General features: G+C 36.1%; 16 protein-coding genes and 1 pseudogene. 3 read left to right on the top strand and 14 right to left on the bottom strand.

Annotated features, from left to right (window positions below; translation table 11 throughout):
- Positions 1–69: 69 nt before the first annotated feature.
- Positions 70–1095, bottom strand: coding sequence for a threonine aldolase family protein (locus I567_RS10585; RefSeq protein WP_016252219.1), 1026 nt, complete (start codon positions 1093–1095; stop codon positions 70–72).
- Between the two features lie 215 nt (positions 1096–1310).
- On the opposite strand from I567_RS10585, the gene I567_RS10590 reads away from it, so the two are divergent.
- Positions 1311–2183, top strand: coding sequence for a DMT family transporter (locus I567_RS10590; protein WP_231940234.1), 873 nt, complete (start codon positions 1311–1313; stop codon positions 2181–2183).
- A gap of 13 nt (positions 2184–2196) precedes the next feature.
- Positions 2197–2532 (top strand): nitrous oxide-stimulated promoter family protein, encoded by a 336-nt coding sequence (locus tag I567_RS10595; RefSeq protein WP_016252221.1) that lies wholly within the window; start codon positions 2197–2199, stop codon positions 2530–2532.
- Positions 2533–2557: 25 nt separating this feature from the next.
- On the opposite strand, the gene I567_RS10600 is transcribed toward I567_RS10595, so the two are convergent.
- The 13 genes and pseudogenes from I567_RS10600 to trpX form a co-directional block, all read right to left on the bottom strand.
- Positions 2558–3406: a DegV family protein gene (locus I567_RS10600; RefSeq protein ID WP_016252222.1), complete on the bottom strand. Its 849-nt coding sequence runs from the start codon at positions 3404–3406 to the stop codon at positions 2558–2560.
- 83 nt (positions 3407–3489) lie between these two features.
- Positions 3490–4629 (bottom strand): LCP family protein, encoded by a 1140-nt coding sequence (locus tag I567_RS10605; protein WP_016252223.1) that lies wholly within the window; start codon positions 4627–4629, stop codon positions 3490–3492.
- 104 nt (positions 4630–4733) lie between these two features.
- The gene (gene pheA / locus I567_RS12975) at positions 4734–5558 is read right to left on the bottom strand and encodes a prephenate dehydratase (protein ID WP_034863815.1); all 825 of its coding nucleotides are present in this window, start codon (positions 5556–5558) and stop codon (positions 4734–4736) included.
- 21 nt (positions 5559–5579) lie between these two features.
- A pseudogene (locus I567_RS12980) lies at positions 5580–6062 on the bottom strand (shikimate kinase); the annotation flags it as partial.
- 13 nt (positions 6063–6075) lie between these two features.
- A complete protein-coding gene (aroA, locus tag I567_RS10615; RefSeq protein ID WP_016252225.1) occupies positions 6076–7347 on the bottom strand; it encodes a 3-phosphoshikimate 1-carboxyvinyltransferase in 1272 nt (423 codons plus the stop codon).
- 19 nt (positions 7348–7366) lie between these two features.
- Positions 7367–8473 carry a prephenate dehydrogenase gene (locus tag I567_RS10620; RefSeq protein WP_016252226.1) on the bottom strand — a complete coding sequence of 369 codons (1107 nt, stop codon included), beginning with the start codon at positions 8471–8473 and terminating at the stop codon, positions 7367–7369.
- On the bottom strand, positions 8451–9617 hold the full coding sequence (gene aroC / locus I567_RS10625; RefSeq protein WP_016252227.1) for a chorismate synthase: 1167 nt from the start codon (positions 9615–9617) through the stop codon (positions 8451–8453). Before aroC ends, I567_RS10620 begins: the two co-directional genes overlap by 23 nt.
- Positions 9618–9620: 3 nt before the next feature.
- Positions 9621–10688: a 3-dehydroquinate synthase gene (gene aroB / locus I567_RS10630; RefSeq protein WP_016252228.1), complete on the bottom strand. Its 1068-nt coding sequence runs from the start codon at positions 10686–10688 to the stop codon at positions 9621–9623.
- Positions 10689–10699: 11 nt separating this feature from the next.
- Positions 10700–11725 (bottom strand): 3-deoxy-7-phosphoheptulonate synthase, encoded by a 1026-nt coding sequence (gene aroF, locus I567_RS10635; protein ID WP_016252229.1) that lies wholly within the window; start codon positions 11723–11725, stop codon positions 10700–10702.
- Between the two features lie 29 nt (positions 11726–11754).
- Positions 11755–12621, bottom strand: coding sequence for a shikimate dehydrogenase (aroE, locus tag I567_RS10640; protein ID WP_016252230.1), 867 nt, complete (start codon positions 12619–12621; stop codon positions 11755–11757).
- A gap of 361 nt (positions 12622–12982) precedes the next feature.
- Positions 12983–13750 carry an ABC transporter ATP-binding protein gene (locus I567_RS10645; protein ID WP_016252231.1) on the bottom strand — a complete coding sequence of 256 codons (768 nt, stop codon included), beginning with the start codon at positions 13748–13750 and terminating at the stop codon, positions 12983–12985.
- Positions 13747–14631 carry an ABC transporter permease gene (locus I567_RS10650; RefSeq protein WP_016252232.1) on the bottom strand — a complete coding sequence of 295 codons (885 nt, stop codon included), beginning with the start codon at positions 14629–14631 and terminating at the stop codon, positions 13747–13749. The genes I567_RS10645 and I567_RS10650 overlap by 4 nt, the downstream gene beginning before the upstream one ends.
- Positions 14632–14714: 83 nt before the next feature.
- Entirely contained in the window at positions 14715–15725 is a 1011-nt protein-coding gene (gene trpX / locus I567_RS10655) for a tryptophan ABC transporter substrate-binding protein (protein ID WP_026209918.1), read from the bottom strand.
- 446 nt (positions 15726–16171) lie between these two features.
- Between trpX and efbA the strand changes: the two genes are divergently transcribed.
- Entirely contained in the window at positions 16172–17875 is a 1704-nt protein-coding gene (gene efbA, locus I567_RS10660) for a fibronectin-binding protein EfbA (RefSeq protein ID WP_016252234.1), read from the top strand.
- Positions 17876–17912: the final 37 nt, after the last annotated feature.

Raw genomic sequence — 17912 nt, forward strand, 5'->3', positions numbered from 1 at the left:
TGTTCGACTCTTCTCATAACCTGGATAAAAACAACCGATATACCATCAAAGTATATCGGTTATCCAAAACTATAAGATTTCCTCTAATTGTTGTACTTGCTCTTTTGTCGTTGCCCAACTTGTTGCAAAACGAATCACCGTATGACTTTCATCATATTTTTCCCAAAAACCGACTCTTACCTGTTCTTGAAGTTGACTTAATTTTTGATTTTCAACGATGACAAAAATTTGATTAGTCGTTGTTTCAATGAAGAATGGGTATTTTCTTTCCTTAAGTAATTTTCTAATTTCATCCGCACGCTCAATCGCATTTTGACTCATTTTAAAATAAAGATTATCAGTAAATAAAGTATCGAATTGAATCCCTAACACCCTTCCTTTGGCTAAAAGAGCACCATGTTGCTTGATTTGCGTAATAAAATGTTTAGGCGTATTACCTTTAGTGAATACCACCGCTTCACCACATAAAGCACCTACTTTTGTCCCACCAATATAAAATACATCCGCAAGTTGTGCTAATTCAGGGAGTGTCAAATCACAATCAGCAGCTTTAAGTCCATAACCTAATCTTGCGCTATCAATATATAGTGGAATTTGATAGTTTTGACAGATAGCTTTGATTGCAAGTAATTCATCTTTAGTATATAGCGTACCATATTCAGTTGGGAAAGAAAGATAGACCATTCCTGGAAATACCATATGTTCATGATTTTCATCTGAGTAAAATACCTGTAATAATTGACTCAGATCTTGTGCGGACATTTTCCCTAAATTTTCAGGTAGTGTTAAAACTTTATGACCGGTAAATTCAATGGCTCCAGCTTCATGTGAGGCAATATGACCTGTTTGGCAAGCAATGACACCTTCATATGGAGCTAACATCGTATCAATAATAATTTGATTCGTTTGAGTACCCCCTACTAAGAAATGAACATCTGCATCTGGTAATTGACAAGCCGCTTTAATTTTTTTCTTTGCTTGTTTTGTGTAATCATCAGAGCCATAACCTGGTAATTGTTCGAAGTTGGTTTGGATAAACTTTTCTAAAATTTTAGGGTGCGCTCCTTCAGTATAATCTGATTCAAATGAAAGCATTCAAACATTCCTCCTTTTTTGCTATTTTATCAAATCTTTATTCTAAATACAATTTATTTAATATATGTATTATGTAAACAAAATTCTAGTATGGTGAATAAAAATACGAATGTGGTAAAATAAACATAGATTTTTTTGGAGGTGGGTACATGTATCTATTACTCGGACTATTTGTTGGAAGTCTTTTACCAATACAAACAGCATTTAATTAAAAAATGAGAGGTATCGTGCAATCCCCTTTTTTAGCTTCATTATTTTCATTTGCTATCGGTACGCTTTTTTTAGCTTTGATTGCAATTTTTCAAGGGGTGCCCTTATTGATTACCTCAGATGTTTTTGCCAGAACTCCTTGGTGGGCCTATCTTGGTGGTTTACTCGGAATGCTTGGACTAACAGCGAATATTCTGCTTTTCCCGATTTTAGGTAGTGTTCAGACAGTCATATTACCTATTTTAGGCCAATTATTGATGTCAATTCTTATTGATCATTTTGGCTTATTTCATACCTTACTACGTCCATTATCATTCATTCGCTTTTTAGGACTTATTTCATTTATTGTGGGCGTACTTTTAATTGTATTTTTACCAAGTTACCTGCAACAAAAACGTCAATTGATGAAAGAGACGAAAGAACATGTGCCATCCAAATTTCTCTGGCAACTAACAGGTATTATAGCTGGTATGTTAATGTCCACACAAGTTGCTATTAATGGCTTTTTAGGTAAACAACTGCACTCATCTATCCACGCAGCTTTTATTTCATTTTCGATTGGTACATTTTTAGTTTTAGTTGTTGTATTATCTGAAAAATCTTATCGAAAATTACAATTAAGCATCCTTAAACAGGCACCAAAATACATTTATCTTGCCGGCTTTTTCGGAGCAAGCTATGTCTTTTGTAATGCGTATTTAGCACCATTAATTGGCACTGGAGCGGTGGTCACTCTTTCATTAGTGGGTCAAATTATTTCTAGCTTAGTCATCGATCAATTTAGATTACTAGGTGCTATTAAAAAACCAATCAAATTTATCCAAGTGATTGGCATTATATTTCTATTTATTGGTGTGTTAGGAATTGAACTTTATTAGAGAGGTGAAAATCGTGAAACAAAGAAACACTGGACCTGTAATTACTGAAGAGAGTAGATTAATTTCAATTATGATTCAACTTTACTATCAAAAACATCCAAACGATGAAATTAGTAAAGACGAAATGCTAAATTATGCGCTAGACCGACTTGCCTTTTGTCGCTTTGGTGAAAAGAAAACAACGTGTAAAAAATGCCCGGTTCATTGTTATCAGAAAAAATACCGTCAACAAATGAAAGTCATTATGCGCTATGCTGGCCCACGCATGTTATACCGTCACCCCATTTTTTCTATCAAACATTACTATCGACAATGGACACGCTCACATGAATTAAAAAAAGCTAGATAGTAAGAAAACTATCTAGCTAATTTTTTTATTCTGCACTAAAAGCTAACCCGATTGCTTTTTCACCTAAATGGGTACCAATTACAGGACCGAAGTAACCAATTTCTACTTGAATATCAGGAAATTGTGCTTCTAACTTCGCCTTTTCCTCTTTCGCAACTTCCAAATTATTGGCATGAATCACATAATATTTTACCTTACCTGGACATTGTTGTGCACTTTCAAATACTAGTTCCTCTGCCTTAGCAAATGCTTTCTTACTTGAACGAATCTTTTCATGCAAGACAATTTTACCATCTTCAAAAGTTAAAATCGGCTTAATCTTCAATAAACCGCCAATAATCGCAGCCCCATTTGTTAAACGGCCACCACGTACTAAATTGTTCAAATCATCGACAATTAAGAAGGCGCGGGTATTTGAGCGAATATAATCTAAATAATCCAAAATTTCTTCAATAGATTTGCCCGCATCTTTCATTTCAAGCGCTTTTTGAACCATATTACCCATTGGCATGCTAGTAATTTTTGAATCAAATGGATGGATATTGATTCCCTCAATCGTTCCTTGTAAAGCAAATAAGGTATTGACAAAACCAGAAATCCCGCCTGATAAATGGATACTAATGATATCAGTGTAACCTTCTTTTGCTAATTTCTCATATAAACTAACCACTTCACCTAAAGCTGGTTGAGAAGTAGTCGGGAATTCTTTAGAGGCTTTAAGGAGATCATAATATTCATCTGCATGGATATCAATGCCTTCATTATATATCTTGCCATCTAAAATAACAGGGATTGGTAATATATATATATCCGGATGATTACTAATAGCTGTTGGTATAAAAGCCGTACTATCCGTAACAATTGCTAATTTCATAGAATTATAAATCCTCATTTCAATATATTAGTCATATTATATTAACTATAGCATAAATAAGTTGTAAATAAAATGAAATTCAGTTAATTTTTCAAAAAGTTTTCAATGGCATCTTGATTCATTTTTTTATCCACTTCTAAATAACTGCCAGCTTCATAGCTTTCACCATATTGCCATGAATTATCTACAGGAATACTCAAACGTTGAATCCCATTTGCATTTTTAGCCGCAATCAAACCATGTTTTAAAATAAAGCTCATTGGAATATCATTGGGTGAATAACCCATCACTTTTCCTGCTGCATAAGGCATTTTAGAAATTGCTGAAAAACTTTTAACTTGTTTGAAAACCTCATTCATCACTTGTTGTTGACGTCGTACTCGGCCAAAATCGCCTTCTTCATCCATTCTAAACCGCGCATATTGTAATAGCGTAAAGCCATTCATTTTTTGTGGTCCTTTTTTAATTGGCACATCAATATAGGCACTCATATCTTTTTCAGCATCAATTTGTACGCCATCTGGAAATAGTGCATCAATTACCTTCTCAAATGTTTTAAAATCAACTAAAAAATAATACTTACAATCAATATTAAAGTTTTGTTTTAAAGTCTCACGTAATAATTCTGCCCCACCATAGGCATAAGAAGCATTAATCTTATTATCCCCTACGCCAGGAATTGTCACATAAGTATCACGCATAAAGGAAATAATTTTAGGTTTACTATTAAGTGAATTTCCTATGTGCAAGACCATGATGCTATCTGAACGTGAATTCTCACCGTCACGACTATCATTACCAATCAATAAAATATTCTCGGAACCATCACTAGAAGTAACGCCATGAAACGTTTGAGCTGATTGGGTATGCTTTTCTTTTTTGGCTTCATTATACCCTTTTTGATAACCATATACACTATAAGCCCCTGCACCCAAAACGATCAAAAGTAAGAGAACAAATAACTTTCTGAATGGATGATGTTTTTTTCGTAACTTCTTAGTAGAATGCACATTTTGGTGATGTTCATGATGATGTTGGAGCTGTTTTTGATATATTTGTTGTTGATTTTCATAGCTATTTTCAACATTTCGATGAGTATCCTCTTCAAAATGATGCGCTTGTTCTTCGTGCCGATTTCTTGTTTTACGAGCAAAGCGATTCGCATGCTGTTCAGATTGACGTAATTCATCGCGCAATTTTTTATTTTTTTCCATTCGATTCATAAAAAATAACCTCCACCTAAGTCAAATCCATTGTAGCATAGTTTACCTATAAACGAATCTGGAATGGGGAGGATTTAATATTTTTTAAAATTTTCACATCCAAATTAGCTGTGATGTAAAACTGGATACATTCCTAAATTCTGTACCACACAGCCTAATGCTTCTAACTCTTCTATCGCATTTTGATACAAGATATGTGGACGATTAACTTGTAAATCAACAATAAAGAAGTACTCTCCTAATTTGGTTTTTTGTGGTCGGGACTCAATCTTTACTAAGTTTAAATCACGCCAAGCAAATGCAGCTAATACTTTATGTAAAGCCCCCGGACTGTCTTTAGGTAAAGTGATATACAATGTTAATTTTTGCTCACTGGTTGTTAACCGTGAAGTATCGAAATGCTTCTTTCCTAAAATCCAAAATCGTGTCTGATTAAAGTCATTATCTTGTATATTTGAAGCTAAAATTGGCACTTGATAAAATTTGGCTGCTTGTTTACCGGCAATTGCAGCTAAACTTTTATCTTTTCTTTGCGCAATTTCAAGCACCGCAGCTGTAGTTGACTGAACGGGTTCTAAGAAAGCGCAAGGAAAATGCTCTTCAATATACTTTTGACATTGGGCTAAAGCTTGTGGATGCGATAAGATTTTCTTGATTTGTTTTGCATCATAACCAATCAGTTGTTGATGGATGGGTAAGACAATTTCAGCTTGCACGTAACACTCTTTTTGATCATACAAACGATCCACACTAGCATGGACAGAACCTTCAAGCGAATTTTCAATTGGAACCAAGGCAAAATCAAGTTTTTCCTTTAATAAAGCATCTATACATAGTGGAATAGAAGCAAATTCTACCACTTTTTGATGATCAACGACTTGTTTTAACGCTTGAAAAGAAAAGGAATTGACCGGACCTAAATAGCCAATCGTTTGCTGTGCTTGAATAATTTGTTGCACCACTTCATCTACAGTTAAGCTTGAAGTATCAATAGTTAATGACGCAACCTCATCATAAAAAGGTTTGCGCTCTTGATAAATTCCTTTGATTTGCTCAGCCGTTTTATTTTGGACCACGGGGCGAATGTTTTGCTTATCCCCGAAAATTCGCTTAACAAGAACATCGCCTTGACAATCTAAAAACACCACCCAAGCATCCTTTAAAAGATCACGATTGGTTTTAGAGAGCACAACGCCTCCACCTGTCGCGATAATTCCTGTTTGTTGTAAAGACTCTTGTAAAACTTGTGATTCTAATTTTCGAAAGGCAGCTTCTCCTTGTTTGGCAAAAATATCAGGAATAGACAACTGTGCACTTTCTTCAATTTTTTTGTCCAAATCTACAATCGGCATAGCTAATTTTTCAGCTAATAATTTTGCAACAGTACTCTTACCAGCACCCATATATCCTACTAATACTATTGTTGTTTTCACATTTAACCCTCTTTTAATTTATTAAACTAGCTAAATCTTCAAAGAAATGTGGATAAGAAACGGCTACAGCTTCAGCCTTGTCTAATTCGACTATCTTCTCTGTTAAAAGTGCAGCAATCTGTAACATCATACCAATGCGATGATCCCCTCGAGAACTTACTTTTCCACCATGTAATTGAACTGGACCATGAATAATCATGCCATCATCAGTTGGTTCAATATTGGCACCTAGTTTTTGTAGCTCTTCACAGGTTGCATCAATCCGATTGGTTTCTTTTACTTTTAATTCTTGAGCATCTTTAATAATGGTCGTGCCTTCAGCTTGTGTGGCTAATAAAGCAATGATTGGTAACTCATCAATTAAACGTGGGATATCCGCCCCTTGGATAGTGGTCGCCTTAAGCGTAGACGAAGAAACAGTAATCGTTGCAGATTCATTGGCTTCATCGATTTCACTGAGTTCAAATGTACCGCCCATCGCTTCTAACACATCTAAAATACCAGTACGCGTTGGATTAATCCCCACATTTTTTAAGACTACTTGACTGTTTTTCAAAATTGCGGCTGCCACGATAAAGAAAGCTGCTGATGAAATATCCCCCGGCACAATCACTTCTTGTCCAGTAAGTTGTTGTGGACCTGTAACACGAATCGTTTTTCCTGATACTTCAATCTCACCGCCAAACTGTTTAATCATTTGTTCTGTATGATTTCTAGAAGGTTCTTTTTCAATAATGGTAGAAGTTCCTTGAGCTTGTAAGGCCGCAAAAATAATGGCTGATTTTACTTGAGCACTTGCGACGGGCATTTCATAAGTAATCGGAGCTAATTTTGCACCTTGAATACTAATTGGCGGATATTGCGTATTTTCAAAGCCAACTAGATGAGCGCCCATTTGATTGAGCGGTGCCATCACCCGTTGCATGGGACGACGATTTAAATATTCATCGCCAAATAGGGTTGTTTGAAAATTTGTTCCTGCTAATATTCCCATCATCAAACGGATACTTGTACCAGAATTACCTAAATCAATTGGACCCAAAGCTGGTTTTAATCCTTCAAATCCCACTCCTTGAATAGTGATTGTTTGTCCATCATCTTCAATCGGAACCCCTAATTCTTTAAAGCCATTTAAAGTACTTAAACAATCTTCCCCACGCAGAAAATTCTTAACAGTTGTCGTGCCTTTTGCAATCGCCCCAAACATAATACTGCGATGGGAAATAGATTTATCGGCTGGAACTTCGATTTGACCATTTAACTGTTTTGCACGTAGTAACTCCATAATATCCTTCTTTCTATTTTTACTTTACTCTACAATGATAAGGGGTATTGGCTTCGATACAGGCTTTACCCGCTAAAAGATCGGCCTGATTCTTAAAGGAAACTTGTAAAACCCCGATAATATCTTCACGCGTTTCTAAAATCTTAATATTTATAATCGACAAATTGGCTTGCCCCAATAAAGTGGTTACTTCGGCGATGACCCCTGGTTTATCTGGCACATCAATGAATAAATCATGGAAGGCCGGAATCGCACCATTGCTATGAACCGGCAAGCGACCTCTGGTATCTTTCGCATTTTCAAAAAACTGATAAATTTGTGTTTGGTTATCAGATGTTAACCAAGACTTTACTTCAGCCATTTTTTCTTGCCATTGATCAATCAAATGAATTAAAGACGTTTGATTACTCAATAAAATATCTGTCCACATTTTAGGATCTGAAGAAGCAATCCGTGTGATATCTCTAAATCCGCCAGCAGCTAATCTTTTGGCATGCGGATGAAGTTGATTAAATTGATCCGCTTGATTCACCAAAGCTGCGGCAATAATATGCGGTAAATGACTAAGCATCGCCGTGATCTCATCGTGCTCTTGCGGTGTTAAAATAATTTGTTTGGCTCTTGTCCCACTAAATAAATCTGTTAATTCAGCTACACGCGGATTTTGTTTATCAAATGGGGTGAAAATATAATAAGCATTTTCAAAAAGATTCACATCGCTTGCTTGAATCCCTGATTTATGTGAACCTGCCATAGGATGTCCACCGATAAAATCAAAATTTAAGTTCTGCGCAAATTCACTAATCTCACACTTGGTACTACCTGCATCTGTAACTAAAACTGATTCTTTTAAGGAGTATTGATTTAATTGTTTCAGATAATCCAAGGAAATCTTAACAGGCACTGCTAACAAGATAATATCTGAAGTTTGCGCAGCTTCCTGTAAGTTTTGGGTAAATTTATCAATAACTCCTCGTTTAACCGCTGTTTTCCCAGAAGTGAGATTAGCATCAAAACCAATAATGTGATAATCCGGATGAGCAAGACGAATGCATTTGGCTAAAGATCCTCCGATTAAGCCTAGACCTATCACTAGAATTTGCTTAGTATGCTTTAAGGTATTCACGATAACGACTAACCTCTTCTACTAATTCTTCAAAGGAATCACTGGCAAATTTTTCTAATATTTCACCAGCTACCACAGTTGCCACAACATTTTCACACACGACACTTGCTGCTGGGACTGCCGTTGAATCTGAGCGTTCGATACTTGCTTTGTATGGTTCTTTGGTATCAATATCCACACTCAGTAATGGTTTATACAAAGTAGGAATTGGTTTCATCACACCATGTACAATCAATGTCTCACCATTTGTCATACCACCTTCAAAGCCACCTAAGCGATTGGTTTTACGGGTATAGCCCTTTTCTTGATCCCATTGAATTTCATCCATGACTTGAGAACCTGGTAAATTTGCCATCTCAAAACCGATACCAAATTCGACCGCTTTAAAGGCATTGATACTAACCACCGCTTGAGCAATTTTTGCATCTAGCTTTTTATCCCATTGAACATAGCTTCCTAATCCAGCAGGAACATTATCCAGTTGTACTTCCACAATTCCGCCAATCGTATCGCCATTTTTCTTGGTTTGGTCGATTAAGTCTTTCATCGCTTGTTCCACACTTGGATCAATGACGCGTAATTCTGACTTTTCTGAGATGGCTTTGATTTCAGCCACGCTTGGATAATTTTCTGGATTGACGCTAATCCCACCTAGTTTTACAACATGGCCAGCTACAGTAATATCTAGTAAAGACAATAATTTCTTACATACTGCACCAATTGCCACGCGCATCGTTGTTTCACGCGCGGAAGAACGTTCCAATACATTACGCAAATCACGGTGATGATACTTCATACCACCTACTAAATCCGCATGTCCTGGACGAGGTTTAGCCACACGACGCAAATGACGTTCCTTTTCTTCAACTTCACTGACACTCATGACCGTTGTCCAGTTTTTCCAGTCTTTATTTTCAACGACTAAAGTGACGGGTGATCCCAAAGTCTTACCATGTCTAACACCAGAAGTAATGCGAACTTGGTCTTTTTCAATTAACATTCTGCCACCACGGCCATAGCCGGTTTGTCTTCTTGCTAATTCTGTATTGATATCTTCTACTGTTAAAGGCATGCCTGCAGGTAATCCTTCAATAATTGCTGTCAACTCTGGTCCGTGTGATTCTCCAGCTGTAAAGTAGCGCATAAATTAATTCTCTCCTTTAATGTATTCTTTAATATTCTCTATTGGAATTGGTGTGATTTGCGCTTGGCCAATTTCTTTTAAGGTAATAATCTTCAATTGGCTTCCACGCGCCTTTTTATCATGCGTAATCGCCGTATAAATAGCTTGTGCATCTAGTTCAGGATAGCTCGTTGGTAAATGGAATCTTTCTAGCATCGTTTTTAACGCTTGAGTAGAATTTTTTGGTGAAAGTCCAAGCGCTTCAGCATGCGAATTTATCATCATCATCCCGATTGCTACTCCTTCACCGTGACTGACCACACCATAACCTGCGGTATTTTCAATGGCATGTCCAATGGTATGACCAAAATTCAAAGTTAAGCGACTTCCATGATCAAAAACATCTTCTTCAACGACTTTTTTCTTGACGTTTAATGCTGCCGTAATGACTTTTTCGGCATGGTTTAATAAATCATGTTCATCAGAAAGCGTCCCTAAAAATTCCCAAAGCACTTTATCCGCAATCGCTGCAGATTTGACAATTTCAGCAATTCCTTCACGAATCCGGCGGTCATCTAAGGTTTTCAATACAAAAGGATCAATTAAGACGCCATCAGGTTGGGTAAAGGTTCCCACTAAATTTTTCGCCTTTTGGGTATTGACCGCTGTTTTTCCGCCAATACTGGAATCAACTTGAGCTAAAAGTGTAGTTGGAATTTGCAAGAAATGAAGGCCACGCATAAAGGTTGAAGCCACAAAACCAGCTAAATCGCCTACTACGCCACCACCTAAAGCAATAATTCCATCACTTCTAGTAAAACCTAAATCGGCTAATTGATCATACAAATCACTAGCACATTGTAAAGATTTAGATTTTTCTCCAGCCGGAACCACCAAGACTTCTGCTTCAAAGCCAACATCATTTAATTCTTGCTTGACTTTGTCTGCATATAATTTTTCTACATTGCTATCCGTAATAATGGCAATTTTTTGCTCTTTCCATAAAGATTTCACCCATTGACCACAGTTATCTAACGCGCCTTTTTTAACAATAATTTGATAACTATGATTTGGTAAATTGACTGCTAACATAAAATCGCCCCTTAAGCTTCAATTTGTTTGATTTTCTTCATTGCATCCACTAAAATATTGACTTCTTTCATCATTTGCAAATAGGTCTTTTCATTTAATGATTGCATGCCATCTGACCACGCATTTTGTGGATCTGGATGAATTTCAACAATCATCCCATCAGCACCAGCAGCAACCCCAGCTCTTGCCATCGGAGTGACTAAATCCCACACACCGGTACCATGACTTGGATCAACAATGATTGGAAAATGACTTAATTTTTTGATTAAAGGTACAGCACTCAAGTCAAACGTATTTCTTGTAGCTGTTTCATAAGTACGAATACCACGTTCAATAAAGATAACCGGACTTTTTTCTTCAACTGCAATATACTCTGCTGCATTTAACCACTCATCTATTGTACCAGAAATTCCACGTTTTAGGCCAATGGGTTTACCTGTTTTCCCAACTGCAGATAATAATTTAAAGTTTTGCATATTACGAGCACCGATTTGAATAATATCACTGTAATGAGCAACCATATCTATGTGGGCTTCATCCATCACTTCAGTAATGACTTTCATATCAAACTCATCCGCTGCTTGACGAATATATTTCAAGCCTTCTTCGCCTAACCCTTGGAAAGCATAAGGAGACGTTCTTGGTTTGAAAGCACCACCACGTAAGATTTTCGCTCCACCCGCTTTAGCCATTCTTGCTGTTTCACGAATTTGCTCTAAACCTTCAATCGAACAGGGGCCTGCCATAGTAACAAAAGAACCATCGCCTATTTTCACACCATCCACATCAACCACCGTATCTTGCGGGTGGAATTCACGAGAAGTTAATTTATAAGTGTTTGAAATACGCATAGTTTTTTCAACACCTTCATAACTTAAAAAGGCCACATCTTGAATAGAACGTGTATCACCGATCAAACCTAAAACAACTTGTTCACTTCCTTGGTTTAATTGATAGGTTAATCCTTCCGCTTCCACTCTTTGAATCACTTTGTTTAATTGTTCTTTTGTTGCTCTCGGTTTCATAATAATAATCATTTGACCAACATCCTTTCTATTTTTCCTTTTTAAAATAAATGTTCCTTCACATAATCTACTGGCATCTCTTGGTTTGTCCATAATTTAAATGCCGCTGCGCCCTGATGTAACAACATGCCAAGTCCATTGATCGTCAACGCGCCTTTTGCTGCAGCCACTTTTAACAATTTGGTTTCTCTTGGATGATAAATGGCATCATATACAGGCAAATCAGCTCTTAAAACTTCTTTATCAATTGGTAGTTCATCAACATTAGGGTACATCCCGACACTCGTTGCATTCACCAATAATTGACTCTTGTTCACTGCTTGATAAACAAGTGGTTGGTCTTCAAGTGAAATGAGCTCAATTGGACAATTCGTCGCTTGCATAATTGCCTGTATTTTTTCTTGATAAGTTTTAAAATGAGCACTTGGACGATTCAGTACATAGATTTGTTTTACACCATCTAAGGCCGCTTGGGTAATCATCGCCGTAGCTGCCCCGCCTGCACCAATGATGGTCATCGTTTGTCCAATGATATCAATTTGATTTTCAGCAAGACTAGCAATAAATCCGATACCATCTGTATTATGCCCAATCAATTTTCCCTCATGATTCACAATAGTGTTGATTGCACCGATGATTTTGGCTGCTGGCGAAAGTTCGTCCACGTAGTCTAGTGCAGCAACCTTATGGGGCATAGATAAATTTACCCCTAACATTTGCATATTACGAATAGCTTGAATTTGTGTGGGTAAAGCTTCTTTTGTTACTTCAAACGCTAGATAGACCGCATCAATGCCTAATTTTGAAAAGCTTAAATTATGCATTTTAGGAGATAAACTGTGACGAGCAGGATTAGCATAAAACCCAACCAATCTAGTTTGTCCACTGATTTCTTCAATACTTTTCATGTTTTCCCTCCTTATAAAATAAAAAACGTACACTTTAAATGTCTACAACAATCAAAGTGTACGTTAAAAGAAAAAAGCCACTGTAGATTGTTGCGATCTCTACGTGGCTAGTGTATGCAAGATTAAATGCTTTAGCCATCATAGATACAAACATACTTTTCGTTTGTACCCATAATGAATATGAATACAAACCTATCTAAAATAGCTAAAGTAAAAATTATTCAGTTTTTGCGGATTATTCTTTTTCATATCGATTCGCTCCAAACTGATGTAAGATTGATAACAGTATAAGCCGTGTACATGCAATTGTCAATACGGAAAATGAGAAATTGTTAAAAAAAGTGAAAAATAAATGAATAAACTAAATAAAGTCATCTTCAAAAAAGTGTAAAACTTCATTCATCGTCAATTTTGCTTTTTCTTCATTTGATAAATCCTTAATAATCTTCCCTTTTTTCAATACAATTAAACGATTACCATATTTCAGTGCGTCTTCCATGCGATGGGTAATCATCATACAAGTTAACTGCTTTTGTTCAACAATTTCAGCTGTTAAATGCATTAATTGTTTGGCTGTTTTTGGATCCAATGCCGCTGTATGTTCATCAAGCAATAATAATTTTGGTGATTGGATAGTAGCCATTAATAAACTTAAAGCTTGTCTTTGTCCGCCAGATAAATCACCGGTCGCACTTTGCAGATGGGCTTCGAGTCCATTTCCGATTTGGGCACATAATTGATAGAATTCCTCTTGATATTGTCCAAGCTTTCTTAACTTTAAGCTCCGTTTTTGCCCACGGAATTTTGCTAATAATAAATTTTCAGCTACAGTCATTCTAGGTGCAGTCCCCATTTTAGGATCTTGGAAAACGCGAGCAATAAAAGGTGCTCTTAATTCTTCACTAAGATGCGTGACTTCTTGATTATCGATAAAAATCTTACCGGAAGTAGCTGGTAAACTCCCCGAAATCGTATTAAAAAGTGTACTCTTGCCGGCACCATTTCCTCCTAAAACCGTCACAAAATCACTGGCATTAACCTGAAAATCAATATGATCCAATAGTACTTTTTCTTCATTGCTACCATTATGAATGATTTTAGTAATATTTTCTAATCGTAACATACTCATTTACTCATCCCCTCTAAACCTGTCTTTAAGTTCAGTGCTTTTCTCAATTGTGGAATTAATAGACAAATCGCTAATATCATGGATGAGAAAATCTTGATGTATGTTGTAGGGAAACCAACCTTAATAACGAAGAGAATTAATAATTGATAAATAATACTACCAATCACAATGGCTATTAAACGTTCAAATAAAGTTAAATTTCCATATAATACTTCACCAATGATAATCGAAGCCAAACCAATAACAATTACCCCTACACCTTTAGAGACATCTGCATAACCATCGTGTTGCGCAATTAAGGCTCCAGATAAAGCAATCACGCCATTAGACAAAACTAAACCTAAAATTTTCATCGCATCTGTATGGATTCCTAATGATTTGGCCATCGTTTCATTATCACCCGTCGCAATATAGGCTTGTCCTAAATGCGTATCAAAAAAGAAATATAATAATGCAACGATAATCGCAACAATGATGAAGCCCATAAAAACAATATCAAAATAATCTGGAAGAGGCATCTTATTAAAAAAGTCAAAAAGTCGCTGTTGGTGTAATAATGAAAGGTTTGGAGACTGCATCACAAATAGCATTACAGAGTTTAGCCCAGACATGACTAAAATTCCTGCTAAAATAACCGGAATTTTGCCTTTCGTATAAAGCAGGCCTGTCACGAGTCCGGCCCCCATACCAGCTAAAATTCCTAATAGAGTTGCTAATACTGGTGAAATCCCATGCGTAATTGCTGTAACACAGACTGCCCCACCCAAAGGAAATGAACCTTCTGTCGTCATATCCGGGAAATTTAAAATACGATAGGTCATAAAGATACCTAGACCAAGGACACTCCATAAAAGCCCTTGACCAATTGCTGAAATAATCATTTTAACCTCCAAGCGTTATCATCAAAAAATTTAAAATAAGTGAAATAAGTCCAAGTCAGACCTATTTCACTATATCATGTTTATTATTTATTGCCTACAATTTGTGCCTCTTTTTTCAGATTATCTGGAATTTGAATACCTAAAAATTCGGCTTGTTTTTCATTCAAGACGGTCACACCTTCTTTAAAGGTATAGACTGGCGTTACAGAAGGATCAGCACCTTTTAGAATCTGCACGACCATTTGCCCTGTTTTCTTACCTAAAGTATATTGATCAATCCCAACAGTTGCTAAACCACCTTGTTCAACCATCGTATCTACTGAAGTAATAATTGGTGTTTTAGATTTATTTGCTTCTCCAACTACTGCTTGCATCGCATTGGCAATCGTATTATCAAGAGGGATATAAATAAAATCAACATTTTGACTCATCACTTGAACGGTTTGCGCAATTTCATTGGTTGAAGCAACTGGATATTCTTTCACTGCCATCCCAAGTGATTCCGCTGTTTTGCTAGCTTCATTCACTTGATATTTTGAATTGACTTCTGTTGATGAGTAAAGCATCCCTACTGTTTTCGCATCTGGCAATAATTCTTTACCTAATTTAATTTGAGAAGCGACTGGTGGTTGGTCAGATACTCCAGTAACATTTCCTCCAGGATTGTCTAAACTAGCGACCAATTTTGCCCCCACAGGATCAGTAACTGCCCCTAAAACAATTGGAATATCTTTAGTCGTATTCGCTAAACTTTGGGCAGCTGGTGTCGCAACCCCAACCAATACATCGGCTTTTTTGTCGACTAACTGTTGACTCATAGTCGCTAATTTACTTTGATCGGCTTGACCATTTTGAAAGACAATCTTTAAATTCTTACCTTCTTTATAGCCAGCTTCTTTTAAAGCATCTTTCACTCCCTTTGTAATCGTATCTAAAGCTGGATGTGAAACAAACTGTAAAATACCGACTGTTTGCACTTTATCCTCAGCTTTTTTTGCCGTTTTTGCTGGTGTATTCATTGTTTGATAGATAAAAAAGCCAATTACAACGGCAATAATCACAACGACACTAGCGATTAATCCCTTATTTTTCATCATTCATTTCTCCTAACTCATTTAAATTTCATCTTTTAAAAAATAAAAAAGCAACCTCCTATTTGGAAATTGCCTAAACAAAAACCGCATAGGATCGACATCTATGCGGGTAAATTCAATTATAACCGGCATAGATACAAACTTTTTCGTTCATCAAAAAGATTGTATCTATGGAATTGTCCTCAATACAATCTTATCTACGCCAAAAACGCCATGCTTTGTATGCAGTGTTTTGTTTTGATAATTTCATAATGACGACCTCCTAAATTTGATGGTTCTAATATACAAAAATTTTTAAGACTCGTCAATAAAAAAATGAGAAATTTTTAATCCTTCTCTATTAGTTTCATAATACAAATACATCTAGATAATAGAGATTATATTTTATTTTTAATAAGAACTTAGCTATAATAAGTATAGTAATCTGAAAGAAACGAGGAAAGTATATGTCATTTGATGGAATCTTTACCCACTTAATGGTTGATGAATTAAATCAACAACTAAGTGGTGGTCGAATCAGTAAAATTCATCAACCTTATGAAAATGAAATTATCTTAACAATCCGCTCACAAGGAAAAAATCATAAATTATTAATCTCTGCGCATCCAAGTTATGCACGTATCCAATTAACACAAACCCCTTATGTTAATCCAGATACACCGCCAAATTTTATTATGATGCTTAGAAAATATCTAGACGGTGCCATTTTAGATTTTCTAGAACAAATCGACAATGATCGGGTTGTACATTTTCATATCAAAAAGCGCGATGAACTCGGAGATATGCAAGAAATTATTTTGATTGTGGAACTTATGGGCAGACATAGTACGATTTGCTTAGTGAACAAACAAACAGGTAAAATTTTAGATGCCATTAAACATATCGGCAGCTCACAAAATAGTTACCGCCAATTACTTCCCGGTGTCGAATATGTCCATCCACCAAAGCAAACAGCAGCCAATCCATTTACCATCGATAAAGTACAGCTATTTGAATTACTCTCTCAAACCAATGAATTAAATACCAAATACTTGCAACAAAGCTTTCAAGGACTTGGAAAAGATACCGCTAGTGAGTTAATTTATCGTTTGCAACAACATCCAAACGATAAAATCCTAGTTTGGCAAACATTCTTTCAAGAGTTAAAACAAGTTCAGCCAACTTTAACACGTATCAATCAAAAAGAATTTTTTAGTCCAATCAATTATACTTACCAAACAAACAAAGCTGAAGAAATTCAGGAATTTAATACCTTAAGCGAATTACTTGAAGCCTTTTACCATGATAAAGCCCAACGAGATCGCGTACGCCAACAAGGGAATGAATTAATCAAAAAAGTAGAAAATGAGCTGAGTCGCAATCAAACCAAGCTCAAAAAACGTGAACAAACATTAGCAGAATCCGAAAATGCTGAAATTTTAAGACAAAAAGGCGAATTGCTTACTACTTTCATGTCACAAGTACCCAAAGGAGCTGAAAAAGTAACTTTAGATAATTATTACGAAAATAATCAGCCATTAACAATCGTATTAAATCCAGCCTTGTCTGCTAATCAAAATGCGCAAAAATATTTTCAACGCTATCAAAAATTGCGCAATGCAGTCAAATTAATTCACGAACAAATTGATGAAGCAAAAGCCGAAATCGATTATCTTGAATCTGTTCTAGCACAATTAGAACTAGCTGAACCAACTGAATTACAGGGAATTCGTGAAGAACTAGTCAGTCAAGGCTATTTAAAAAACAAACAAATCAAAGGAAGTAAAAAAGCAACACCAAGTAAACCAGATAGCTATCAAACATCAAGTGGGATCGAAATTTTAGTCGGTAAAAATAATTTACAAAATGATCAATTAACCTTAAAGCAAGCTAGAAAAACGGATTACTGGTTCCATACCAAAGATATACCTGGATCACATGTCATTTTAAAAACGGACCAACCAAGTGATCAAGATATATTAGAAGCAAGTGAACTAGCTGCCTACTTCTCAAAATATCGCTATTCAGCCCAAGTGCCTGTCGATTGTGTACAAGTCAAATATATCAAGAAACCAAATGGTGCAAAACCGGGCTTTGTCATCTACACTAATCAAACAACTAACTTTGTCACACCTAAAGCTGATGTTATCGAACGTTTAAGAAAACAATAAAGAAAAAACGTTATCTTTCCGAATAGGTCAGATAACG

The organism is Enterococcus cecorum DSM 20682 = ATCC 43198 (genome assembly GCF_000407565.1).
GTDB lineage: Bacteria > Bacillota > Bacilli > Lactobacillales > Enterococcaceae > Enterococcus_E > Enterococcus_E cecorum.